General features: G+C 53.0%; 24 protein-coding genes and 28 other annotated features. Of the genes, 13 read left to right on the top strand and 11 right to left on the bottom strand.

Annotation, left to right across the window (positions count from 1 at the left end):
* Positions 1 to 32: 32 nt before the first annotated feature.
* The gene (gene ycgM / locus STM1812; protein NP_460768.1) for a putative fumarylacetoacetate (FAA) hydrolase family protein occupies positions 33 to 703 on the bottom strand. Within the gene, positions 33 to 692 belong to an annotated coding region; the region does not span the whole gene.
* Positions 698 to 703, bottom strand: a ribosome-binding site (putative RBS for ycgM; RegulonDB:STMS1H001986). It overlaps the preceding gene by 6 nt.
* Before the next feature lie 38 nt (positions 704 to 741).
* Positions 742 to 1,074 (bottom strand): putative cytoplasmic protein, encoded by a 333-nt coding sequence (ycgL, locus tag STM1813; protein NP_460769.1) that lies wholly within the window; start codon positions 1,072 to 1,074, stop codon positions 742 to 744.
* A gap of 77 nt (positions 1,075 to 1,151) precedes the next feature.
* Positions 1,152 to 1,157 (top strand) — a ribosome-binding site (putative RBS for minC; RegulonDB:STMS1H001987).
* Between ycgL and minC the strand changes: the two genes are divergently transcribed.
* From minC to minE, 3 genes are all read left to right on the top strand, one after another.
* Positions 1,152 to 1,868, top strand: a protein-coding gene (minC, locus tag STM1814; protein ID NP_460770.1) for a cell division inhibitor. Within the gene, positions 1,161 to 1,868 belong to an annotated coding region; the region does not span the whole gene. (Overlaps the previous feature by 6 nt.)
* 12 nt (positions 1,869 to 1,880) lie before the next feature.
* Positions 1,881 to 1,886 (top strand) — a ribosome-binding site (putative RBS for minD; RegulonDB:STMS1H001988).
* The gene (minD, locus tag STM1815) for a cell division inhibitor (protein ID NP_460771.1) occupies positions 1,881 to 2,704 on the top strand. Within the gene, positions 1,892 to 2,704 belong to an annotated coding region; the region does not span the whole gene. (Overlaps the previous feature by 6 nt.)
* Positions 2,697 to 2,702, top strand: a ribosome-binding site (putative RBS for minE; RegulonDB:STMS1H001989). Its footprint overlaps the gene before it by 6 nt.
* Positions 2,697 to 2,974, top strand: a protein-coding gene (gene minE / locus STM1816; protein ID NP_460772.1) for a cell division topological specificity factor. Within the gene, positions 2,708 to 2,974 belong to an annotated coding region; the region does not span the whole gene. Before minD ends, minE begins: the two co-directional genes overlap by 8 nt.
* Before the next feature lie 121 nt (positions 2,975 to 3,095).
* On the opposite strand, the gene rnd is transcribed toward minE, so the two are convergent.
* The 5 genes from rnd to yoaA all read right to left on the bottom strand — a co-directional run bounded on the left by rnd (position 3,096) and on the right by yoaA (position 9,513).
* The gene (gene rnd / locus STM1817; protein ID NP_460773.1) for an RNase D occupies positions 3,096 to 4,234 on the bottom strand. Within the gene, positions 3,096 to 4,223 belong to an annotated coding region; the region does not span the whole gene.
* Positions 4,229 to 4,234, bottom strand: a ribosome-binding site (putative RBS for rnd; RegulonDB:STMS1H001990). (Overlaps the previous gene by 6 nt.)
* 61 nt (positions 4,235 to 4,295) lie before the next feature.
* The gene (gene fadD, locus STM1818; protein NP_460774.1) for an acyl-CoA synthetase occupies positions 4,296 to 5,992 on the bottom strand. Within the gene, positions 4,296 to 5,981 belong to an annotated coding region; the region does not span the whole gene.
* Positions 5,987 to 5,992, bottom strand: a ribosome-binding site (putative RBS for fadD; RegulonDB:STMS1H001991). Its footprint overlaps the gene before it by 6 nt.
* Positions 5,993 to 6,185: 193 nt before the next feature.
* Positions 6,186 to 6,780, bottom strand: a protein-coding gene (gene slp / locus STM1819) for a putative outer membrane protein (protein NP_460775.1). Within the gene, positions 6,186 to 6,767 belong to an annotated coding region; the region does not span the whole gene.
* Positions 6,775 to 6,780 (bottom strand) — a ribosome-binding site (putative RBS for slp; RegulonDB:STMS1H001992). Its footprint overlaps the gene before it by 6 nt.
* Positions 6,781 to 6,838: 58 nt before the next feature.
* The gene (gene yeaZ / locus STM1820; protein NP_460776.1) for a putative molecular chaperone occupies positions 6,839 to 7,545 on the bottom strand. Within the gene, positions 6,839 to 7,534 belong to an annotated coding region; the region does not span the whole gene.
* Positions 7,540 to 7,545: a ribosome-binding site (putative RBS for yeaZ; RegulonDB:STMS1H001993), on the bottom strand. (Overlaps the previous gene by 6 nt.)
* Before the next feature lie 46 nt (positions 7,546 to 7,591).
* Positions 7,592 to 9,513, bottom strand: a protein-coding gene (gene yoaA / locus STM1821) for a putative DNA helicase (RefSeq protein NP_460777.1). Within the gene, positions 7,592 to 9,502 belong to an annotated coding region; the region does not span the whole gene.
* Positions 9,508 to 9,513, bottom strand: a ribosome-binding site (putative RBS for yoaA; RegulonDB:STMS1H001994). (Overlaps the previous gene by 6 nt.)
* Positions 9,514 to 9,620: 107 nt before the next feature.
* Positions 9,621 to 9,626 (top strand) — a ribosome-binding site (putative RBS for yoaB; RegulonDB:STMS1H001995).
* Here yoaA and yoaB point away from each other — a divergent pair.
* The gene (yoaB, locus tag STM1822; RefSeq protein ID NP_460778.1) for a putative translation initiation inhibitor occupies positions 9,621 to 9,977 on the top strand. Within the gene, positions 9,633 to 9,977 belong to an annotated coding region; the region does not span the whole gene. Its footprint overlaps the feature before it by 6 nt.
* Positions 9,978 to 9,982: 5 nt before the next feature.
* Here the strand turns inward: yoaB and yoaH are convergent.
* The gene (gene yoaH / locus STM1823) for a putative cytoplasmic protein (RefSeq protein ID NP_460779.1) occupies positions 9,983 to 10,174 on the bottom strand. Within the gene, positions 9,983 to 10,162 belong to an annotated coding region; the region does not span the whole gene.
* Positions 10,169 to 10,174: a ribosome-binding site (putative RBS for yoaH; RegulonDB:STMS1H001996), on the bottom strand. Its footprint overlaps the gene before it by 6 nt.
* Before the next feature lie 56 nt (positions 10,175 to 10,230).
* Positions 10,231 to 10,236: a ribosome-binding site (putative RBS for pabB; RegulonDB:STMS1H001997), on the top strand.
* Here yoaH and pabB point away from each other — a divergent pair.
* The 4 genes from pabB (at position 10,231) to STM1827 (ending at position 15,556) form a co-directional block, all read left to right on the top strand.
* Positions 10,231 to 11,607 (top strand): p-aminobenzoate synthetase, component I gene (gene pabB / locus STM1824; protein ID NP_460780.1). Within the gene, positions 10,243 to 11,607 belong to an annotated coding region; the region does not span the whole gene. Its footprint overlaps the feature before it by 6 nt.
* Positions 11,596 to 11,601: a ribosome-binding site (putative RBS for yeaB; RegulonDB:STMS1H001998), on the top strand. It overlaps the preceding gene by 6 nt.
* The gene (gene yeaB, locus STM1825; RefSeq protein ID NP_460781.1) for a putative NTP pyrophosphohydrolase occupies positions 11,596 to 12,189 on the top strand. Within the gene, positions 11,611 to 12,189 belong to an annotated coding region; the region does not span the whole gene. The genes pabB and yeaB overlap by 12 nt, the downstream gene beginning before the upstream one ends.
* A 250-nt stretch (positions 12,190 to 12,439) precedes the next feature.
* Positions 12,440 to 12,445: a ribosome-binding site (putative RBS for sdaA; RegulonDB:STMS1H001999), on the top strand.
* The gene (gene sdaA / locus STM1826) for an L-serine deaminase I/L-threonine deaminase I (protein NP_460782.1) occupies positions 12,440 to 13,817 on the top strand. Within the gene, positions 12,453 to 13,817 belong to an annotated coding region; the region does not span the whole gene. It overlaps the preceding feature by 6 nt.
* Positions 13,818 to 13,852: 35 nt before the next feature.
* Positions 13,853 to 15,556, top strand: a complete 1,704-nt coding sequence (locus STM1827) for a putative diguanylate cyclase/phosphodiesterase (protein ID NP_460783.3) — start codon at positions 13,853 to 13,855, stop codon at positions 15,554 to 15,556.
* A gap of 21 nt (positions 15,557 to 15,577) precedes the next feature.
* On the opposite strand, the gene yoaE is transcribed toward STM1827, so the two are convergent.
* Positions 15,578 to 17,149 (bottom strand): putative inner membrane protein gene (gene yoaE / locus STM1828; RefSeq protein NP_460784.2). Within the gene, positions 15,578 to 17,137 belong to an annotated coding region; the region does not span the whole gene.
* On the bottom strand, positions 17,125 to 17,460 hold the full coding sequence (locus STM1829) for a putative cytoplasmic protein (protein ID NP_460785.1): 336 nt from the start codon (positions 17,458 to 17,460) through the stop codon (positions 17,125 to 17,127). The genes yoaE and STM1829 overlap by 25 nt, the downstream gene beginning before the upstream one ends.
* Positions 17,144 to 17,149 (bottom strand) — a ribosome-binding site (putative RBS for yoaE; RegulonDB:STMS1H002000). Its footprint overlaps the gene before it by 6 nt.
* Positions 17,403 to 17,431 (top strand) — a protein binding site (putative binding site for NagC, RegulonDB: STMS1H000303).
* Positions 17,405 to 17,425: a protein binding site (putative binding site for CRP, RegulonDB: STMS1H000041), on the top strand. (Overlaps the previous feature by 21 nt.)
* Positions 17,413 to 17,421: a -35 signal (putative -35_signal for manX; RegulonDB:STMLTH004514), on the top strand. It overlaps the preceding feature by 9 nt.
* Between STM1829 and manX the strand changes: the two genes are divergently transcribed.
* The 5 genes from manX (at position 17,413) to yebN (ending at position 21,787) form a co-directional block, all read left to right on the top strand.
* Positions 17,413 to 18,578, top strand: a protein-coding gene (gene manX, locus STM1830; RefSeq protein ID NP_460786.1) for a mannose-specific enzyme IIAB. Within the gene, positions 17,610 to 18,578 belong to an annotated coding region; the region does not span the whole gene. The two genes, STM1829 and manX, sit on opposite strands and share 48 nt — an antisense overlap.
* Positions 17,437 to 17,445: a -10 signal (putative -10_signal for manX; RegulonDB:STMLTH004514), on the top strand. Its footprint overlaps the gene before it by 9 nt.
* Positions 17,449 to 17,461, top strand: a protein binding site (putative binding site for CRP, RegulonDB: STMS1H000037).
* Positions 17,463 to 17,489: a protein binding site (putative binding site for NagC, RegulonDB: STMS1H000300), on the top strand.
* Positions 17,469 to 17,497: a protein binding site (putative binding site for Mlc, RegulonDB: STMS1H000290), on the top strand. (Overlaps the previous feature by 21 nt.)
* Positions 17,597 to 17,602: a ribosome-binding site (putative RBS for manX; RegulonDB:STMS1H002001), on the top strand.
* A 39-nt stretch (positions 18,579 to 18,617) precedes the next feature.
* Positions 18,618 to 18,623, top strand: a ribosome-binding site (putative RBS for manY; RegulonDB:STMS1H002002).
* Positions 18,618 to 19,431 (top strand): mannose-specific enzyme IIC gene (gene manY / locus STM1831; protein NP_460787.1). Within the gene, positions 18,631 to 19,431 belong to an annotated coding region; the region does not span the whole gene. (Overlaps the previous feature by 6 nt.)
* Positions 19,423 to 19,428 (top strand) — a ribosome-binding site (putative RBS for manZ; RegulonDB:STMS1H002003). (Overlaps the previous gene by 6 nt.)
* The gene (gene manZ / locus STM1832; protein ID NP_460788.1) for a mannose-specific enzyme IID occupies positions 19,423 to 20,295 on the top strand. Within the gene, positions 19,435 to 20,295 belong to an annotated coding region; the region does not span the whole gene. The genes manY and manZ overlap by 9 nt, the downstream gene beginning before the upstream one ends.
* A 46-nt stretch (positions 20,296 to 20,341) precedes the next feature.
* Positions 20,342 to 20,347, top strand: a ribosome-binding site (putative RBS for STM1833; RegulonDB:STMS1H002004).
* Positions 20,342 to 20,823 (top strand): putative inner membrane protein gene (locus tag STM1833; RefSeq protein ID NP_460789.1). Within the gene, positions 20,353 to 20,823 belong to an annotated coding region; the region does not span the whole gene. Its footprint overlaps the feature before it by 6 nt.
* Positions 20,824 to 21,154: 331 nt before the next feature.
* Positions 21,155 to 21,160 (top strand) — a ribosome-binding site (putative RBS for yebN; RegulonDB:STMS1H002005).
* The gene (gene yebN, locus STM1834; protein NP_460790.1) for a putative YebN family transport protein occupies positions 21,155 to 21,787 on the top strand. Within the gene, positions 21,167 to 21,787 belong to an annotated coding region; the region does not span the whole gene. It overlaps the preceding feature by 6 nt.
* On the opposite strand, the gene rrmA is transcribed toward yebN, so the two are convergent.
* Positions 21,784 to 22,604 (bottom strand): 23S rRNA m1G745 methyltransferase gene (gene rrmA, locus STM1835; RefSeq protein ID NP_460791.1). Within the gene, positions 21,784 to 22,593 belong to an annotated coding region; the region does not span the whole gene. The two genes, yebN and rrmA, sit on opposite strands and share 4 nt — an antisense overlap.
* Positions 22,599 to 22,604 (bottom strand) — a ribosome-binding site (putative RBS for rrmA; RegulonDB:STMS1H002006). It overlaps the preceding gene by 6 nt.
* Positions 22,605 to 22,654 lie beyond the last annotated feature (50 nt).

Below are 22,654 nucleotides of genomic sequence, written 5' to 3' on the forward strand. Positions count from 1 at the left end.
GTTTTACCGCCGCTGAAGGCGGCAAGCAGATTTTACAGAACGCGGGTAGACAACGTTTCGCCATTAAAACGAATGTCCAGCTCATCGCCGCTTAATAATGGCCCCACGCCTGCCGGCGTGCCGGTTAGCACCACGTCCCCGGCTTTGAGCGTAAAATAGCGGCTCATATAGGCGATAAGGGGCACAATAGGATGAATCATATCCGCGGTCGACCCTTGCTGGCGAACCTCGCCATTAACGTTAAGTCCGATAACCGTATTTTGCGGATCGCCGCAGAAGGCCGCGACAGGGATGAAGCCTGAAATCGGACATGCGTTATCAAAACCTTTGGCTTTTTCCCAGGGCTGTCCGGCCTTTTTCATTTTCCCTTGAATATCGCGCAGGGTTAAATCAAGCGCCACGCCATAACCGGCTATCGCTTTACGTACATGATCTTCGGTCGCCTGGCGGAGCGTTGCGCCAATCAGCACAGCAAGCTCAACTTCATGATGAACAGCCCCCATATCCGCCGGAATCGCCAGCGGCTGGCGAATATCACACAATGCGGTTTCCGGCTTGATAAAAAGCACGGGTTCTTCCGGCGTCGCGCTGCCCATCTCCTTGATGTGATTTGCGTAATTACTGCCCACGCAGACCACTTTACTTACCGGGTAATCAAGCAAGGCGCCTTGCCAGTTACGATGTTGATACATATTTTCCCCTAAGATCATGATGGAATTCAGGCGCGGCGCCGAATACCGTTTAACGGTCAGCGGGCGACGTATTTTGTCCTACCGAAGAAAGATGTTGTTTCAGCAAATCTTCCGGCGGCGGCGGCAATTGTAAATAATAGCCCTGCTCGCTTAACGCCTGTTTTACTTTTTCGAGCTCGGCATTGACTAATTTTTTACGTCCATCAAGCGGCAGCATCATCGCTAACTGCGGCTGACCGAATCCTTTCATCAACGCTTCAGGCACCCGCGAAAAATCGTCTTTTTTTTCGACATACAAATAGGTTTGATCGCGCTTGCTACTTCTATAGATCACACAAAACATACTTTTACTCTGAATTAACGGGATGGTGACTTGCCTCAATATAATACTGACTATAACATGCCTTCTGGACTTCGGAATATCACTCCGTATCGGAGATGATAAATAGCAAATTGAGTAAGGCCAGGATGTCAAACACGCCAATCGAGCTTAAAGGCAGTAGCTTCACCTTATCAGTGGTTCATTTGCATGAAGCGGAACCAGAGGTTATTCGTCAGGCGTTAGAAGACAAAATAGCGCAGGCTCCTGCGTTTTTAAAACACGCCCCTGTCGTTATTAACGTTAGCGGTCTTGAAAGCCCGGTAAACTGGCCGGAACTGCATAAGATCGTGACCTCAACCGGCTTACGCATTATCGGCGTGAGCGGCTGTAAAGACGCCAGCCTGAAAGTAGAAATCGATCGGATGGGTCTTCCTTTACTGACTGAAGGTAAAGAGAAAGCGGTTCGGCCTGCGCCCGTTGAGCCGGCAACGCCCAGCGAACCGCCGCAAAACGCTAATCCCATCACAAAAACGCGATTAATTGATGTTCCGGTTCGTTCCGGTCAGCGCATTTATGCTCCACAATGTGATCTGATTGTTACAAGTCACGTCAGCGCTGGCGCAGAGCTTATCGCTGACGGCAATATCCATGTCTATGGCATGATGAGAGGTCGCGCGCTGGCAGGAGCGAGCGGCGATCGGGAAGCGCAAATTTTTTGTACCCATCTGACGGCAGAACTGGTCTCTATCGCAGGTGTTTACTGGCTGAGTGATAAAATCCCGGCAGAATTTTATGGCAAAGCGGCGCGCCTGCGTTTAGCAGACAACGCTTTGACAGTTCAACCGTTGAATTGATCCCTTTTTAACAAGGAATTTTTATGGCACGCATTATTGTTGTTACTTCGGGTAAAGGGGGCGTTGGCAAGACCACCTCCAGCGCGGCCATCGCTACAGGTTTGGCCCAGAAGGGAAAGAAAACTGTCGTCATTGATTTTGATATCGGACTGCGTAACCTCGATCTGATTATGGGGTGCGAACGTCGTGTCGTTTACGATTTTGTAAACGTCATTCAGGGCGATGCGACACTGAATCAGGCGCTGATCAAAGATAAGCGTACTGAAAATCTCTTCATTCTTCCGGCGTCGCAGACCCGGGATAAAGACGCGCTAACGCGCGAAGGCGTCGCTAAGGTACTGGACTCACTGAAAGCGATGGACTTTGAGTTCATCGTTTGCGACTCGCCGGCGGGTATCGAAACCGGGGCGCTGATGGCGCTCTATTTTGCCGATGAAGCGATCATCACGACCAACCCGGAAGTCTCTTCTGTCCGTGACTCGGACCGTATTCTGGGTATTCTGGCATCGAAATCTCGTCGCGCAGAAAATGGCGAAGAACCGATTAAAGAACATCTCCTGTTGACGCGCTACAATCCAGGCCGCGTCAATAAAGGCGACATGCTCAGCATGGAAGATGTACTGGAGATTCTGCGTATTAAACTCGTCGGTGTGATCCCGGAAGATCAATCCGTACTGCGCGCATCGAACCAGGGCGAACCGGTGATTCTTGACGCCACTGCGGATGCGGGTAAAGCCTATGCAGATACCGTAGATCGTCTGTTGGGAGAAGAACGTCCTTTCCGCTTCATTGAAGAAGAGAAGAAAGGTTTCCTCAAACGCCTGTTCGGAGGATAAATTATGGCATTACTGGATTTTTTTCTCTCGCGGAAAAAGAGTACCGCTAATATTGCAAAAGAGCGGTTGCAAATCATTGTCGCGGAACGTCGCCGTAGCGATGCCGAACCGCATTATTTACCGCAGTTACGTAAAGATATTCTTGAGGTCATTTGTAAATACGTACAAATCGATCCGGAAATGGTTACCGTCCAGCTTGAGCAAAAAGATGGTGATATCTCCATCCTTGAACTTAACGTAACGCTGCCGGAAGCCGAAGAGTCAAAATAAGCTCTTTTATGGGAAAATTCCTGGATTAAAAAAGGCAGAAGAATCTGCCTTTTTTATTTTTTTACATTATTCCGAATACGGACATTTATTTCACTGGCCGTTTTCCCGGCAATTACCGTCGTTAAAGCGGATACTCCTGCAACAGAAGAGTTAACTTCTCCTCCATCAGTTCGGCGCGCCAGCCGGAAATCAATTCCGGTTGCCCATTTTGCGGTTTTAATTTCCAGTGCCAGTTAAGCAACTGATTAATCTGCCGACGCGATGCCAGTAGCTCGCCGCTGACGTGATGCGACGCGCTCACCTCCGCCACCAGCGCTTTGATGGCTTTAAACGCTTTGCGATAGCCCGGCATGTCCATCAGATTCAACAGGGGTTCCGGCAATGCCTCTTCCGGTAGCGCCTGTGCTTTCGCCACCAGCGATATCAACGTCTTGCCATGAAAACGAATCTCGCTGCCGGAAAGCCCCAGGCTATCCAGCTCACCGAGACTGCCCGGCATATAACGCGCGACCGCCCACAGATTTTCTTCACGCACAACAAAGTTCACCGCCATATCGCGCTCACGCGCCTTACGTAGCCGCCAGTCAGCTAAAAGTTGCAGACAGGCTAACTGGCGAGTACGCAGTTGCCAGGCATTGGTGATATCCCGCCATGCTTCTTCCGGCGCCTGAATCTCCTGACGGCGCTGCTGCATCAACCGACACTCATCAAGCGCGGCAGGCAGCCATCCTGCGGCTTCAGTTTCAATCATCAGCTTTTTGGCGATCGGTAACAGATACCAGACATCCGCCGCCGCGTATTCACACTGACGTTCGCTTAAAGGCCGGGCTAACCAGTCGGTACGAGACTCGCTTTTGTCCAGCGCCACGCCCGTATACTCTTCTACCATCGACGCAAAACCCCACGACAGCGGACGCCCGCAAAACGCCGCCAGAATTTGCGTATCAATCAGGGGTTCCGGCAGTTCGCCAAACGCATTCAGAAATACTTCCAGATCTTCGCTACCCGCGTGCAGAAATTTGGTGATTCCCGTATCGCGCAACACCGCTTTTAACGGCGACCAGTCGCTGATGCCGAGCGGATCGATCAGGGCGACATTTGCCCCGTCAAATAACTGGATCAATCCTAACTGCGGGTAATAGGTGCGGGTACGGACAAATTCCGTATCTAAAGCAATAGCCGGACATGCGCGGACAGCCTCACACAGGCTCGCCAGCGCATCGTCCGTTTCAATCATTTGGTAATTCAAATCGTGTTCTCTTTGGTTCGCGCCAAAAAAAACGCCGGCTTAACCGGCGTCTCTCGTTAGCTGACTTAACGCTCAGGCTTTATTGTCTACTTTGCCACGGGCTTCGTCACGCAGTTCTCGTCGTAAAATTTTCCCAACGTTAGATTTTGGTAATTCCTCGCGAAACTCGACCTGTTTGGGCACCTTATATCCGGTCAGATGGCGACGGCAGAAGGTGATCAACGCATCGTCAGTCAATGCCGGATCTTTCTTAACCACAAAAAGCTTCACCGCTTCGCCGCTACTACCGGAAGGCACGCCAACCGCCGCGACTTCCTGCACGCCAGAATGCTGCATCACCACATCTTCAATTTCGTTTGGATAAACGTTGAAACCAGAAACCAGAATCATATCTTTCTTACGATCGACAATCCGCAGAAAGCCGTCTTCATCCATAACCGCAATATCGCCCGTATGCAGCCAGCCATCTTTAATGATTTCATCCGTCGCGTCAGGACGCTGCCAGTATCCCAGCATAACCTGCGGGCCTTTCACGCAAAGCTCTCCGGCCTCACCCGGCGCGACTTCGTTGTCATCGTCATCCACCAGTTTGGCTTCTGTTGACGGTACTGGCAGGCCGATACTGCCGCTGTGATAATCAATATCATGCGGGTTGACGCTCACCAGCGGGGCGCACTCGGTCAGCCCGTAGCCTTCCAGCAGGTATTGCCCGGTCAGCTTTACCCAACGTTCCGCAACGACGTTTTGCACCGGCATCCCGCCGCCGGCTGACAGATGCAGCGAAGAAAAATCCAGCTGTTGAAACTCTTTATTATTGAGCAGGGCGTTGAATAACGTATTAACGCCAGTCATCGCCGTAAATGGATATTTCGCCAGCTCCTTGACCAGACCGGGGATATCACGCGGATTGGTAATCAGCAGGTTTTGCCCACCCAGCTCGATAAAAAGCAGACAGTTCATGGTTAAGGCAAAAATGTGATACAGCGGCAGCGCGGTCACTACCAGCTCTTTCCCCGGGTGCAGCAGCGGCCCATAGGTCGCTTTCACCTGCTCCAGATTCGCCAGCATATTGCGGTGGGTCAACATCGCGCCTTTCGCCACGCCCGTCGTACCGCCGGTATATTGCAGGAAAGCCAGATCTTCAGCGACAACCTCGGGTTTGACATACTGCATACGGTAGCCATGCTGTAGCGCGCTGCGAAACGAGATCGCATCTGGCAAGTGGTATTTTGGCACCAGACGCTTGATGTATTTCACGACAAAGTTAACAACCGTACCTTTGGCGGTAGAAAGCTGGTCGCCCATCCGCGTCAGAATAACGTGCTGTACCGACGTTTTCTCGACTACTTTTTCCAGCGTATGGGCAAAGTTAGAAACAATAATGATTGCCGCCGCGCCGCTATCGTTAAGCTGATGCTCAAGTTCGCGCGGCGTGTACAGCGGGTTAACGTTCACCACAATCATGCCAGCGCGTAAAATACCAAATAGCGCGACAGGATACTGCAACAGGTTTGGCATCATCAGCGCCACACGGTCGCCTTTTTTGAGTCCCAGCCCTTGTTGTAAATAAGCCGCAAATGCCCGACTACGTTCTTCTAATTTACGGAAGGTCATTACCTCCCCCATATTGACGAACGCAGGCTGATCGGCATAGCGCGTCGCCGCATGTTCAAACAGTTCAACCAGGGATTGATAACGGTCAGGGTTGATCTCCGCCGGAACATCAGCAGGATAACGGTTAAGCCAAACCTTCTTCAATGCATCACCTCTAAAATGAGTGTTCGTCGTCATCACAACCCCAGTTAATAAACAAGTCGTTAACATTATATTAACTCAGCGTACCAGTTTATTAATTACGCAACTGAAAGGTTGCGAAGCGCGTCACTATTTATTTTTATTATGTCTCTATGAATGCAGAAACAGCGGACCAGCCGCTGTTTCTTTTATTGATAAAACAAAGAGTTACTCTGTTACTATCGTCTGAACCTCCGCGGGTCCAGGGTTATACCATCCCCAACCGCCATAGCCATAAGGCCAGGCGCGTCCGCCGTAAAACCACGGATCGATCGGCTGTGGAGGCATGACGACCTGCTGAACAAGATGCCAGCGTTTATAGCCGGTAGCCTGCATCAGCATAAATTTATACGGCGTATTGCCGATTTTACCGTCAACCGTGCCGGTTATCGGGCCGACAACGGTAACTAACTGGCCACGGAAGTCCACCGGGTCCAGAAAACCGTTCACATCGGCAAAAATTCTGCCGCGCGAGGCTTCGCCCAGAACAGGACGCGCGCCGCTATCAAGCGGTACGGTCGCGATTTCAAGCCGGGTTTTTCCCTGCTGATTTTGCACCGCCACAACTTTGCCGCCAAAACGCGCCTCTTGCCCGATATAGAGCTGCGGCGCATTCATCACCCGCACCAAATCCTGCTGCGGCGTCGGACTCGAACCTTTAATGGCATCCGGGATAGTCACGCAACCGCTCAGCATAAGCGCAAAAGCGCACGCCAGCGCCCCTTTTATTAACCGTTTTTGAACCGCCATGATGCGACTCCTTTTTCTCGACCTCTATTCCACCCCACAGCATAAAGTATGGGGGGTAATAGTAGTGAGAGTCATTCTTTGCCGGGAAGTTTCTTCCACGCCACTTCGTTACGCAAATAAACCGGCTCGGCATGTTCCACGGCAACGGTCTCTCCTGCCGCCAGCTTTTGACTGGCGATGGGCAACATATCTTCCGCTGCCGGGAGCGACACCTCCCCATCATGAAGCGTCAGGCCGCATTCCTTCGCCAGATCGGGCCACGCGGACCAACCCGTTCCTACGGTCGCCCACTCGCCGGAAAGCTGTTTCAACCGCTCGCCGACCCGTTCCGGTTTCAGCACCGCTTCCGTCTCTTCGCCCTGCCAGACGCCCTGCGCATCACGCTGGTATTCCGCCCAGTACACTTCGCCCATCCGCGCATCAATCGCGGCGAGTACGCGGGTCGCGCCGGTTTTACGCCATGCACCCTGCGCCATCGTGGCAAGCGTTGAAACACCGATCATCGGCAGATTTGCCCCTAACGCCAGCCCTTGCGCAATACCAATGCCGATACGCACGCCGGTAAAGCTGCCCGGACCGCGCCCAAACGCCAGCGCATCTATCTCATTGAGCGAGGCGCCGCTGGCGGCCAGAATCTCCTGCACCATGGGCAGGATACGTTGAGTGTGTTCTCGTGGACAAAGCTCAAAGTGAGCATTGATAGTACCGTTGTTCCACAGGGCGACAGAACAGGCCTCTGTGGCGGTATCGATAGCCAGAATTCGCATGAGGTTTCGTGCTTAGATCAATAAAATAGCGCGCATCTTACCATACTCCGTAACAAATTACTCGGCGGATGGAATCGCAAGAAAGCGAACGGCACGGGCGATATCACGCGTGCGCGGCGCAGGAGGCAGGCTGGCGAGAAACGTGGCGCCATAGGGCCGCATCACCAGCCGGTTATCACAAATCACTAACACCCCGCGATCGTCCGCATCGCGAATCAGCCGCCCCACCCCCTGCTTCAGCGTAATCACCGCGTCGGGCAGTTGAACCTCATCAAACGGATCGCCACCGCGCAAACGACAGTCTTCCATTCGCGCTTTTAACAGCGGGTCGTCCGGGGAGGTAAACGGCAATTTGTCGATAATCACCAACGATAACGTATCGCCGCGCACGTCCACCCCTTCCCAGAAGCTGCTGGTGGCGACGAGCAGCGCGTTGCCGGCGCTAACAAATTGCTGTAACAGTTGGCCTTTACTGGTTTCCCCTTGCAACAATACCGGCAGCGTCATGGTGGCGCGAAACTGCTCCGCCAAATCGCGCATCATGGCGTGTGAGGTGCACAGCATAAAACATCGCCCGTTATTGGCTTCGATAATCGGCCTGAGCATAGCCGCCAACTGTCGCGCCGCGCCGGGCTGGTTGGTTTGCGGTAGGTTACGCGGTACGCAGAGTAACGCCTGGCGCGTATAGTCGAATGGGCTGGGCAGTAGCATGGATTCTGCCTGTTCAATTCCAAGACGGGCGGTAAAGTGGTGAAGATCATCATTTACCGACAACGTGGCTGAGGTAAAAATCCAGCTACCGGGCTTCTGTTCCATCACCTCTTTGAATTTGTCCGCCACGGTGAGCGGCGTCAGCGCCAGGGTGAAATGGCGCGAGGTGCACTCATACCAGTAGCTGTATCCCGGCTGATTGATCTCTTTTAAGCGTTTCAGCCGTGAACGGTATAGCGTGGCGCGTTCAAAAGCCGCATCCAGCAGCGCCGAACGGCCCAGCGACAGCTTCGCCACGTCGTAACAAAGCTCCAGCGTATCATCCAGCAGTAAAAATGCCCGTTGGATACGTGAGTCGGCTAACAGTTCACGCAAATTTCCCCGGTAGCCGGGCTCCCCCAGTTGCAGACGAAAATCCTGGGCGCTCTGGGCAAGGCGATCGGCGCATTTTTGCAACTGTTGAGTGTCTTTCAGTTCCGTCCGGTAGGCGATGGTGATGTCTTTTGCTAAATCCAGCAACTGACGGCTGGAGAGCGATTGTCCGAAATACTGGCTGGCGATGTCAGGCAGTTGGTGGGCTTCATCGAAGATCATTACTTCAGCCTGAGGGATAAGTTCGCCAAACCCGCTCTCTTTAACCACCATATCCGCAAGAAATAGGTGGTGGTTTACAATCACCACATCCGCGTCCATCGCCTTTTTACGCGCTTTCACCACAAAGCACTCTTTGTAGAGCGGGCAATCGCTGCCAAGGCAGTTGTCGTTGGTACTGGTGACCAACGGCCAGGCCTGGGAATCCTCCGCCACGCTGACGCAGGTGCTGATATCGCCATCCCGCGTCTGATTTGACCAGGAGCGCAGCAATATCACGTCGCTTAACGTTTGTACCGGTAAATCGCCGCCCGCCAGCGCTTGTTGTTCCAGCCGCTCCAGGCAGAGGTAGTTTGAACGTCCTTTCAACAGGGCCGTCTTACCGGTAAACGCCAACGCTTTTGCTACCGTCGGCAGATCGCGGCTGTAGAGTTGATCCTGCAACGCTTTCGACCCGGTCGAAATAATGACTTTTTTCCCGGCGCGCAACGCCGGAGCGAGGTAAGCATAGGTCTTCCCGGTTCCGGTGCCGGCTTCAACAACCAGAGGCTGCGCATTTTCAATCGCTTGTGTTACGGCAACCGCCATTTGTCGCTGTGGTTCGCGCGGTTTAAAGCCGGTTATCGCTTTGGCCAGTTGGCCATCTGCTGCAAAATCGTCCGTCACACTGCCCCCTGTTAATTTGCACAGGGATTATGTCAGGGTAGAAAGGCTTACGCCAGTTACAGAGGTGACGGCGGCGCCACATTGTGGCAGTCTTGAACCATTCAAATGAAAAGCAAATGAGGAATAAGTAATGTCTATCGTGCGTATTGATGCCGAAGATCGTTGGTCAGACGTGGTGATCTACAATAATACGCTGTGGTATACCGGCGTGCCGGAAAACCTGGACGCCGATGCTTTTGAGCAAACGGCGAATACTCTGGCGCAAATTGATGCGGTGCTGGAAAAACAGGGCTCCAGTAAGTCACGTATTCTGGATGCCACTATTTTTCTGAGCGATAAAGCGGATTTTGCCGCCATGAATAAGGCGTGGGATGCGTGGGTCGTCGCAGGCCATGCGCCGGTACGCTGTACCGTACAGGCCGGGTTGATGAACCCGAAATATAAAGTTGAGATTAAGATTGTCGCGGCGGTATAAGCCGGTTATTCGTCTTCATCCTCAAAACGCGCCACTATCCGTTCGCCGGTATGGTTGGCGCGAAGTTCGCCCGCCACCTGGGCAATCGCTTCTCCGCTACTCATACCTTGCGACATCAATTCCTGGATACGTTCTACGGCTTTTTGCTGTTGTTCATGACTGAGTGAAGGTAAACCTGCAAACATGATTAACTCCTGCTAAATTGTTAGCGCTAATTATTTCACGCTACCCGGCGGTAAGCCAGTAGTGTTGTAACGAGTCAGGAATGATGAAGACGTTATCTCCCACTGTTATCACCTTACCCTGGCGTCCGGACGCCGCTGAACACTATTTTGCGCCCGTAAACCATTTGCCCTGGGCGATGCTGCTGCATTCAGGTGATGCTATTCATCCCTATAACCGTTTTGATATTCTGGTCGCCGATCCTGTCACCACACTGACCACGCGCGCGCAGGAAACCACGGTATGTACTGCGCGCACGACTACCGTCACTCTCGACGATCCGTTACACGTTTTGCAGACTCAACTGGAGGCGCTGCCTTTTCATCCTCAGCCTGACCCTGACTTACCCTTTCAGGGCGGCGCGCTGGGTCTGTTTGGTTATGATTTAGGGCGGCGTTTCGAAATTTTGCCCGATACTGCCGCGCGCGATATCGCTTTACCCGATATGGCGATTGGCCTTTACGACTGGGCGCTGATTGTCGATCACCAAAAACAGGTGGTGTCGCTGATAAGCTATCACGATGCAGACGCCCGATATCGCTGGCTCACCAGCCAGCGCGCGCCGACCCGCACGCCCTTCAGGCTTACCTCAGCCTGGCAATCCAATATGACGCGTTGCGAGTATGGCGAGAAGTTTCGTCAGGTGCAGGCCTGGCTGCACAGCGGGGACTGCTATCAGGTCAATCTTTCCCAGCGTTTTCAGGCGAGCTACGAGGGTGATGAATGGCAGGCTTTCGAACGCCTTAACCGCGCCAATCGCGCCCCGTTCAGCGCCTTTCTTCGTTTACATGACGGCGCCATATTGAGCCTTTCTCCCGAGCGTTTTATCCAACTGGAGAATGGTCATATCCAGACGCGCCCGATCAAAGGTACGCTTCCACGGCTTAACGATCCGCAGGCGGATCGTCAGCAGGCGCAGAAACTGGCTAATTCAATGAAAGATCGCGCTGAAAATTTGATGATTGTCGATTTGATGCGTAACGATATTGGCCGGGTCGCCGTACCAGGTTCGGTGAAAGTGCCGGAACTGTTCGTCGTCGAACCATTTCCTGCCGTTCACCATCTGGTTAGCACCATTACCGCCCGTTTACCGGACTCGCTTCATGCTACCGACCTGCTGCGCGCGGCTTTCCCCGGCGGCTCCATTACCGGCGCGCCTAAAGTGCGGGCAATGGAAATTATCGACGAACTGGAGCCGCAGCGACGCAACGCCTGGTGCGGTAGCATCGGTTATCTGAGTTTCTGCGGCAAGATGGATACCAGTATTACTATCCGCACCGTCACGGCAACGCAGGGCCAACTCTATTGCTCAGCCGGCGGCGGTATCGTGGCCGATAGCAACGAAGAAGCGGAATATCAGGAAACTTTTGATAAAGTTAATCGTATCCTGCACCCACTGGAGAACTAATACGTGGATACCAGCCGTCTGACGCTCGATCATTTCTTATCGCGCTTTCAGCTTTTGCGCCCGCAGATGACTCATGAAACGTTAAATCAACGTCAGGCCGCCGTACTGATCCCTGTGGTTCGCCGCCCCCAGCCGGGGCTGCTGTTGACCCAGCGGGCTATTCATTTGCGCAAACACGCCGGACAGGTCGCCTTTCCCGGCGGGGCCGTGGACAGTACCGATGCTTCGCTTATCGCCGCAGCGCTTCGCGAAGCGCAGGAGGAAGTCGCCATCCCGCCGCAAGCCGTGGAAGTGATTGGCGTTTTACCGCCGGTAGACAGCGTGACCGGTTTTCAGGTCACCCCGGTGGTCGGCATTATTCCGCCAAATCTCCCCTGGCGCGCCAGTGAAGACGAAGTGTCTGCGGTGTTTGAAATGCCGCTGGCGCAAGCGTTGCAACTGGGGCGATATCATCCGCTTGATGTTTACCGTCGCGGCAATTCGCACCGCGTATGGCTCTCCTGGTATGAGCATTATTTCGTCTGGGGCATGACCGCAAACATTCTTCGTGAGCTGGCGCTGCAAATTGGCGTAAAGCCCTGACTGTACACAACGCCATTCACGTTGCCTCAAGGCGGTAACAATCGCCTCCCCCAAAGAGGCAGCCTGAAGGGCAACGTGTATATACTTAACTTTACGCGCGTAAGACACGACTTGAGATTACTGTCGCAATATTAGTAAAAACGCGGTTATTCATTAGTTTAATTCATGTGAATAGTTAAGCTGATGCCAGCGTTCCCTCTTACACTATGCGCAGTTATAACATCGTAACCGGAAGCCCCGGTTGCCCTGTCAGGAGTATTATCGTGATTAGCCTATTCGACATGTTTAAGGTAGGGATTGGTCCCTCCTCTTCCCACACTGTTGGCCCGATGAAGGCCGGTAAACAGTTCGTCGATGACCTGGTCGAAAAAGGATTACTGGATAACGTTACCCGCGTCGCTGTCGATGTCTACGGCTCGCTGTCGCTGACGGGGAAAGGTCACCATACCGATATCGCCATTATTATGGGTCTGGCGGGTAATGAACCCGCTACCGTGGATATTGATAGTATCCCCGGTTTTATTCGCGACGTCGAAACGCGCGAGCGTCTGTTACTGGCCCAGGGACGTCACGAAGTCGACTTCCCGAAAGATGACGGAATGCGTTTTCACAACGGCAATTTGCCGCTGCATGAAAACGGGATGCAGATCCACGCCTGGCATGACGACACGGTCATTTATAGCAAGACGTACTATTCCATCGGCGGCGGCTTTATCGTTGATGAAGAGCATTTCGGCCAGGAAGCGACGAATGAGGTTACTGTACCTTATCCGTTTAAATCGGCGAAAGAAATGCTGGAGTATTGCAACAGTACCGGCCTTTCACTCTCCGGCATGGTGATGCAAAACGAACTGGCGCTGCATAGCAAGAAAGAGATTGAAGAGTATTTCGGTCACGTCTGGCAGACCATGCAGGCCTGTATTGATCGTGGTATGAATACCGAAGGCGTGCTGCCGGGGCCGCTGCGCGTACCGCGTCGCGCCTCTGCGCTGCGTCGTATGCTGGTTTCCAGCGATAAGCTTTCCAGCGATCCGATGAACGTCATTGACTGGGTGAACATGTTTGCTCTGGCGGTGAACGAAGAGAACGCCGCAGGCGGCCGCGTCGTGACGGCGCCAACCAACGGCGCGTGCGGTATCGTTCCTGCGGTACTGGCTTACTACGACCATTTTATTGAATCAGTCAGCCCGGATATTTACACCCGCTACTTCCTGGCGGCAGGCGCTATTGGCGCGCTGTATAAGATGAACGCGTCTATTTCCGGCGCGGAAGTCGGCTGTCAGGGCGAAGTCGGGGTCGCCTGTTCGATGGCGGCGGCAGGCCTTGCTGAACTGTTGGGCGCCAGCCCGGAGCAGGTTTGCGTTGCCGCTGAAATCGGCATGGAGCATAACCTGGGGCTGACCTGCGACCCGGTTGCCGGTCAGGTGCAGGTGCCGTGTATCGAGCGTAACGCCATTGCTTCGGTTAAAGCGATCAACGCTGCGCGTATGGCCATGCGTCGAACCAGCGCGCCGCGCGTCTCGTTGGATAAAGTCATCGAAACGATGTACGAGACCGGAAAAGACATGAACGCAAAATACCGCGAAACGTCGCGCGGCGGGTTGGCTATTAAAGTCCAGTGTGATTAAACGCCGTTTCCCCTCCCTTCGCCCATCTGCTACGGATGGGCGAAATTTTTATCTCTTCCTCGTCGACTCCACGTTTCCCCACTACACTTGCTGTGTCGCGGTTGGCTTTTGTCGCCAACGCTTATTGGGCGGCCCGCATGCAAACAGCACAACGGATCATCAATCATTATCGCCGTAATCGTTTCATTGTTTGCACGATTTGTGCACTGGTCACGCTCATTCTTACGCTGAGCATCCGATTTATTTCGGAGCGGAACTTAAATCACCATCGCACGGTTGCATTCGCGAATCATGCCGTTGATGCGCTGGATAATGTGCTGCATCCTCTCCTGGTCGGACGAAACATACTGCTCCCCTTGCTTGAGCTTCCGTGCGCGACCGCGCATTTGCCGTTGCGTAAGCAAGCCGCCCGCCTACAAACCATTCGTTCTATCGGGCTGGTAAAAGAGGGAATTCTCTATTGCTCAAGCATTTTTGGCGCCCGTAATACTCCCATACGCCAGCTTCAGCCCGATCTTCCCGCAGTCGGCGATCTGCTGCTACTTTCCACAGACCAATCGTTACTCAAGGGAAGCCCGATCCTCATTCAGTGGTATCCCGCCTCTGCCGATGGCCAGGATGGCGTGATGGAAATTGTGAATATTGACTTGCTGACGACTATGCTACTTGAGCCGCAGCAGCCGCAAATTACCAGCGCCAGCCTGACGGTCGGCAAACGACACCTGTTATATGGTCGGGGCGTGGTCGATACTCTTCCGGAATTAAAAAAAGATGAAGAGCGTTACCAGCTTTCATCGCGACATTTCCCTTTTACTATCAGCGTCAGCGGGCCGTCGGCAGGCGTACTGGCGTTCAAACATCTCCCGACGCAGTTACCGCTGGCCGTATTGCTTAGCCTGTTGATCGGTTATATCGCCTGGCTGGCAACGGCCAGCAGAATGAGCTTTTCCTGGGAAATTAATCTGGCCCTTGCCGAACGGGAGTTTGAGCTATTTTGTCAGCCGTTGCTTAATGCCCGCACGCAGCAGTGTACCGGCGTTGAGATCCTGTTACGCTGGAACAACCCGCGCCAGGGCTGGATCTCACCGGATGTTTTTATTCCTATCGCCGAGGAACATAACCTGATAGCGCCGCTGACCCGCTATGTGATTGCGGAAACCATTCGGCAGCGGCACTACTTCCCCATCAACCATCAGTTTCATATCGGCATCAATGTAGCGGCAAGCCATTTCCGACACGGCGTGCTTCTCAAAGATCTTAATCAGTACTGGTTTAGTGCGGAACCTGTTCAGCAACTGGTGCTGGAGCTCACGGAACGCGACGCGTTGCTTGACGTTGATTACCGCCTGATGCGCGAGCTGCATCGTAAAGGCGTGAAGTTAGCCATCGATGATTTTGGCACAGGAAACAGCTCGCTCTCCTGGCTGGAAAAACTGCGGCCGGATATTTTGAAAATCGATAAATCCTTCACCGCCGCCATCGGTACCGATGCGGTCAATTCAACGGTGACCGATATTATTATCGCGCTGGGGCAAAGACTGAATATTGAACTGGTGGCGGAAGGGGTCGAAAACCAGACGCAGGCACAGCATTTGCGCCAGCATGGCGTGCAAATGTTACAGGGCTATCTCTATGCGAAGCCGATGCCCATTAGCGAATTTCCACAGTGGCTGGCGGGCAGCGCGCCGCCGCCCGCCCGGCATAACGGACAGATTATGTCCGCGATGCCGCATCTATAGACTTGATTCCTGCGTGTGACGTTATTCCTCTTCGTCGTGGGCAGGCTGTTCTTTAACAATTCGAACCAGATCGACACGATAGTCGTTGGCCTCGACAATGGTGATCCGCAGGGGCGGAACATCAATGACATCGCCTACACGAGGAATATGGCCATTAGCGGCGATCACTAACCCCGCGACCGTCGCAATATCGCCCTCTTCGTTCACCAGATGGTCAACTTCCAGCGCCTGCTGTAGCGCATGGAGATCGGTGCCACCCTTCACTATCCAGCCCTCGGCATCGGCAACGATTTCCGGCGTTTCATCGGCATCCGGGAACTCACCGGCAATCGCTTCCAGCACATCCAGCGGCGTAACCAGCCCCTGCACCACGCCGAACTCGTTAGTGACGATAACGAAACTGCCGCGCGCGCGGCGCAAAACGCCTAACAGATTGATAGGATCAAGCGTTTCCGGCACCACTATCGCCGGGGAAGACGCGGCGATAGCCGCAACATCCGCGCCCTCTTCCAGCGCCACCAGCAACTCTTTCGCGCGAACGATACCGATAATTTCATCCAGCTCGCCCCGACATACCGGGAACAGGCTATGCGGAGAAGAGAGTAACTGCTGACGGATTTCAGCTACGCTGAGATTCGCATCCACCCAACTAATTTCGCCTCGCGGCGTCATAATGCCGCGCAGGGAGCGCGACGCCAGAGTCAGTACGCCGTTAATCATGTAGCGTTCTTCTTCGGCGAAGGCGCCTTCCGACACCGATATCGCGGCCGGGCTATCCGTTTCATGTTGCGTACTCGCCTGGCGTTTACCGCCCATCAGACGCAGGATAGCGTCCGCAGTACGCGCGCGCAGCGGCAACGTGGACTGATGACGAATAAAGTTGCGGCGCGCAATCTGGTTAAACACCTCGATAACGATCGAGAAACCAATTGCCGCGTACAGGTAGCCTTTCGGAATATGGAAACCAAACCCTTCCGCCACCAGGCTCAAGCCGATCATCAGCAGGAAACTCAGACAGAGCACCACCACCGTCGGATGCTGGTTGACAAAACGGGTCAGCGGTTTTGACGCCAGTAGCATCACCGCCATCGCAATCACCACCGCCGCCATCATAACCGGCAGATGGTTTACCATACCTACCGCCGTAATCACGGCGTCCAGCGAGAAGACCGCATCCAGGATGACAATCTGCGTGACTACCACCCAGAAGCTCGCATAGCCTTTACCGTGTCCGGTGTCATGCTCGCGGTTTTCCAGACGTTCATGCAGCTCGGTGGTCGCTTTAAACAGCAGGAATATACCGCCCAGCAGCATAATTAAATCGCGGCCGGAGAAGGTAAAATCCCAGACGGTAAAGAGCGGCTTTGTTAAGGTCACCAGCCACGAAATAATGGACAGCAGCGCCAGACGCATAATCAGCGCCAGCGAGAGCCCGATAAGACGCGCTTTGTCACGCTGCTTTGGCGGCAATTTATCGGCGAGGATCGCGATAAAGACCAGGTTATCGATACCCAGAACAATTTCCAGGACGACGAGCGTGAGTAAACCCACCCAAATTGAGGGATCCATTAATAATTCCATGACAAGCTCCTGCTTAAGGAATGACTAAACGGCGCCCACAACATCTCAAAGGATGCAGGCGGTAACGCAATAAACAAAGTAAGGCTATGGCAAGATATGCCAGATTGACAGGCGCAAAACGGCCAAAGAGTGAAATGACGTCGGTGACGATCCATACAACGGGCTGCTGCCCTATACCCCATTCTAATTAAACGGAAGCTAAACATAACAGAGACAACTGGTTTTTGGCAAAGATTTACCTTCCTTTGCAAAGAGATGTAACCAGGATATTTTACACTTCGAAATTTCTCATTATCGAAAACAAAATTACGGATCTCCATCACACAAAATATTTTTTTCGATATCTAAAATAATTCACGAAAATCATGCGTTTTTCGTTGTAACCCTCATCTGAATCGATTCGCTTGCGGACGGCGATTCAAAAAATACATCTGTCAAGTTGATGTGTTGACAATAATAAAGGAGGTAGCAAGTGACCATTGCTATTGTTATAGGCACACATGGTTGGGCTGCAGAGCAGTTACTTAAAACAGCCGAAATGCTGTTAGGCGAGCAGGAAAACGTCGGCTGGATCGATTTCGTTCCAGGCGAAAATGCCGAAACGCTGATCGAAAAGTACAACGCTCAGTTGGCTAAACTCGATACCAGTAAAGGCGTGCTATTTCTCGTTGATACATGGGGAGGCAGTCCGTTTAATGCTGCCAGCCGCATTGTCGTCGATAAAGAGCGCTATGAAGTTATTGCCGGCGTCAACATCCCGATGCTGGTCGAAACGTTTATGGCTCGTGACGACGATCCGAGCTTTGACGAGCTGGTCGCACTGGCGGTAGAAACCGGTCGTGAAGGCGTAAAAGCGCTGAAAGCGAAACCGGTAGAAAAAGCCGCGCCAGCGCCAGTCGCCGCCGCGCCAAAAGCGGCCGCACCGGCAAAACCGATGGGCCCGAATGATTATATGGTTATCGGGCTTGCCCGTATTGATGACCGCCTCATTCACGGTCAGGTCGCTACCCGCTGGACCAAAGAGACCAATGTCAGCCGTATTATTGTTGTGAGCGATGAAGTGGCGGCGGATACCGTTCGTAAAACGCTGCTGACGCAAGTTGCGCCGCCGGGCGTTACGGCGCATGTGGTTGACGTCGCGAAGATGATTCGCGTCTACAATAACCCGAAATACGCCGGCGAACGCGTGATGCTTCTGTTTACCAATCCTACCGACGTCGAGCGCATCGTTGAGGGCGGCGTGAAAGTCACTTCCGTGAACATTGGCGGTATGGCCTATCGTCAAGGTAAAACGCAGGTGAACAACGCCGTTTCCGTCGATGAAAAGGATATCGAAGCCTTTAAAAAGCTCAACGAGCGCGGCATCGAGCTTGAGGTGCGTAAAGTTTCCACCGATCCGAAACTGAAAATGATGGATTTAATTGCCAAAGTGGCGAAATAACCGCCGGCATTTAATTAGCTTTCACACTTAAGATAGCAATAGGAGAAGTACAATGGAGATTACCACTCTTCAGATTGTGCTGGTGTTCATCGTCGCATGTATCGCGGGTATGGAGTCGGTACTTGATGAATTTCAGTTCCACCGTCCGCTGATCGCCTGTACCTTAATCGGCGCCGTTCTGGGGGACATGAAAACCGGTATTATCATCGGCGGTACTCTGGAAATGATCGCTCTGGGCTGGATGAACATCGGTGCTGCCGTTGCGCCTGATGCCGCACTGGCGTCCATCATCTCTACCGTTCTGGTCATCGCCGGGCATCAAAGCATTGGCGCCGGTATCGCGCTGGCGATTCCGCTGGCGGCGGCAGGCCAGGTACTGACCATTATCGTTCGTACCATCACCGTGGCATTCCAGCACGCGGCGGACAAGGCGGCTGAAAACGGCAACCTGACGGCGCTCTCCTGGCTGCACGTTTCTTCTCTGTTCCTGCAGGCAATGCGTATCGCTATCCCGGCGGTTATCGTTGCCATCTCCGTAGGCACCAGCGAAGTACAGGGAATGCTGAATGCGATTCCTGAAGTCGTCACAGGCGGTCTGAACATCGCCGGCGGCATGATCGTCGTGGTTGGTTATGCGATGGTTATCAATATGATGCGCGCAGGCTACCTGATGCCGTTCTTCTACCTCGGTTTCGTCACCGCGGCTTTCACAAACTTCAACCTGGTCGCACTGGGTGTCATCGGCGCAGTGATGGCTATTCTTTACATCCAGCTGAGCCCGAAATACAACCGTGTAGCGGGCGCGCCTGCAGCGGCTGCTGGCAATAACGATCTCGATAACGAACTGGACTAACAGGTGAGCGAAATGGTTGATATGACTAAAACTACCACCGAGAAAAAACTCACTCCGAGCGATATTCGCGGCGTATTTCTTCGTTCTAACCTGTTCCAGGGGTCATGGAACTTCGAACGTATGCAAGCGCTGGGCTTCTGCTTCTCTATGGTGCCGGCGATTCGTCGCCTGTATCCGGAGAATAATGACGCGCGTAAACAGGCGATTAAACGTCACCTGGAGTTCTTTAACACTCATCCTTACGTTGCGGCGCCGGTACTGGGCGTGACCCTGGCAATGGAAGAAAAGCGTGCGAACGGTGCAGAGATTGACGATGGCGCTATCAACGGTATCAAAGTCGGTCTGATGGGACCGCTGGCAGGCGTCGGCGACCCTATCTTCTGGGGTACCGTCCGTCCCGTATTCGCGGCGCTGGGCGCAGGTATTGCAATGAGCGGCAGCCTGCTTGGTCCGCTGCTGTTTTTCATCCTGTTTAACCTGGTGCGTCTGGCGACCCGTTATTATGGCGTGGCTTATGGCTACCGCAAAGGCGTCGATATCGTTAAAGATATGGGCGGCGGCTTCCTGCAAAAACTGACTGAGGGGGCGTCAATCCTCGGCCTGTTTGTCATGGGGGCATTGGTTAACAAGTGGACGCATGTGAATATCCCGCTGGTGGTTTCCACCATCACCGGTCAGGATGGTCAGACACGCGTTACCACCGTGCAAACCATTCTCGACCAGCTGATGCCGGGTCTGGTTCCGCTACTGTTGACCTTTGCCTGTATGTGGCTGCTGCGTAAGAAAGTTAACCCGCTGTGGATTATCGTGGGCTTCTTCGTCATTGGTATCGCCGGCTACTCCGTAGGACTGCTGGGCCAGTAAGGCTGTTGTACACTACCGGGGCCAAACGGCCCCGTTTTTTATTTCTCTGGAGGATAAATGACTATCACGGACCTGGTGCTGATTCTCTTTATTGCCGCATTATTGGCTTACGCTCTCTACGATCAGTTCATCATGCCCCGTCGCAATGGCCCCACTCTGCTTTCTATAGCCCTGCTCCGCCGCGGTCGCGTAGACAGCGTTATCTTCGTTGGGCTGGTCGCCATCCTTATTTATAACAACGTAACCAGCCACGGAGCGCAGATGACCACATGGTTATTAAGCGCGCTGGCGTTAATGGGGTTTTATATATTCTGGATCCGCACGCCACGGATCATCTTTAAACAACGTGGCTTTTTCTTCGCCAATGTCTGGATAGAATATAACCGTATTAAAGAGATGAATTTATCGGAAGACGGCGTACTGGTGATGCAATTAGAACAACGACGCTTGCTTATCCGTGTACGCAATATCGACGATCTGGAAAAAATATATAAACTTCTTATTGAAAATCAATATCTTAAGATATAGCCTCAACTATGTTTTTCGAATTTTATTTCGAATCATAATATAGCTAAGGCTATATTTTCTATTGACCAATTGTTATTTAATTTAACGTTTTATTGATGAATAAATCTAAATGAAAATCGTTTTCAATTGAAAGACAAATAATATTTTATCGCTGTTGTTTTATATTCTAAAAATATGTTAATGTTGCGCCGTCAATTGGGGAGTAGCCGATTTCCAGACTCCGGAAATGTACGTGTCAACATACTCGTTGCAAAACGTGGCGCGTACGGACCAGCCGCCGCTGGTCAGGCGAGACCATAGGCGCATCAACTGCTGTGTATTTCGTCACAGAATGGCGACATGCATGTTTGCTGGGGGCAGTGATGTGTTTAATGGATACCCCGGTCAGGACGTTGTCATGCACTTTACTGCTACTGTTCTTCTCGCTTTCGGCATGTCGATGGATGCTTTCGCGGCATCAATTGGCAAAGGCGCCACCCTACATAAACCCAAATTCTCAGAAGCGTTGCGTACCGGTCTTATCTTTGGCGCGGTTGAAACGCTAACCCCGTTGATCGGCTGGGGGCTGGGGATATTGGCGAGTAAATTCGTTCTGGAATGGAACCACTGGATAGCCTTTGTTCTGCTGATCTTTCTGGGCGGACGCATGATCATCGAAGGTATCCGCGGCGGTAGTGATGAAGATGAAACACCGTTACGTCGTCACAGCTTTTGGCTATTAGTCACGACGGCTATCGCGACCAGCCTCGATGCGATGGCGGTTGGCGTCGGTCTGGCGTTTTTGCAGGTAAACATCATCGCTACCGCATTAGCTATCGGTTGCGCCACGCTTATCATGTCCACCCTAGGGATGATGATCGGTCGCTTTATCGGCCCAATGCTGGGTAAGCGTGCTGAAATTCTCGGCGGGGTCGTACTGATAGGAATTGGCGTCCAGATCCTCTGGACGCATTTTCACGGTTAACGGTTACGCTGCCAGAGATGAAGGTTGAAATCCGTCTGGCAGCTAAGTCCGGCGCTGGCAGCCAGTTGTTCCCACACGTCTGGCCTGGCGCGCCAGGCAAATGGCGTCATTTGCAACAGTGCTACAGCCGCTTCGGCGGTGAGCTGCATGTGATAAGCAAGGCGGGTACTCTGCTGCAATGTGAATCCGTCGAGCTGCTCGGTATACGGCGCATGTAAACGCACCTCATCATAAATGAGCCCTTTTAGTTCCATCAGATGATGCGGCCCTGGCGTGGCGGTAACGACCCAACCACCAGGTTTCACCACACGCGCCAATTCCTGCGCCTTACACGGGGCGTAGATTCTGATCACCGCATCCATTGACGCATCGGCAAAGGGCAGTCGATGGCTTGACGCCACACAAAACTTCACCTGCGAATAGCGTTTCGCCGCCGCTTTGATCGCCGTTTTAGCAACGTCCAGTCCAAACGTGGTGACTCCCGGCAACGCCTCGGCAAAAGCATGAGTGTAATACCCCTCGCCGCAGCCGATATCCAGAATCGCCGTGGCCGACTGATCCAGCCGCTCGCGCAACAGGTTAATCACGGCATCGCGCAGCGGCTGATAATGGCCTGCATCAAGAAACGCTCTCCTCGCCTGCATCATTTCGGCGCTGTCGCCCGGATCGCGCGAACGTTTATGCTGTACCGGCAGCAGATTGATGTAACCCTCTTTCGCCACATCAAACTGATGGCGCTGTGGACATATAACGCTGTTATTAATCTGCGTAAGCGGCTGATGGCAAAGCGGACAGGTAAACGACATGACAACTCCGGACTGGGGCGCTAAAGGGCGCAAGTGTAACGCGAATTGCGCCCCGGGAAAA

Source organism: Salmonella enterica subsp. enterica serovar Typhimurium str. LT2 (assembly GCF_000006945.2).
Lineage (GTDB): Bacteria > Pseudomonadota > Gammaproteobacteria > Enterobacterales > Enterobacteriaceae > Salmonella > Salmonella enterica.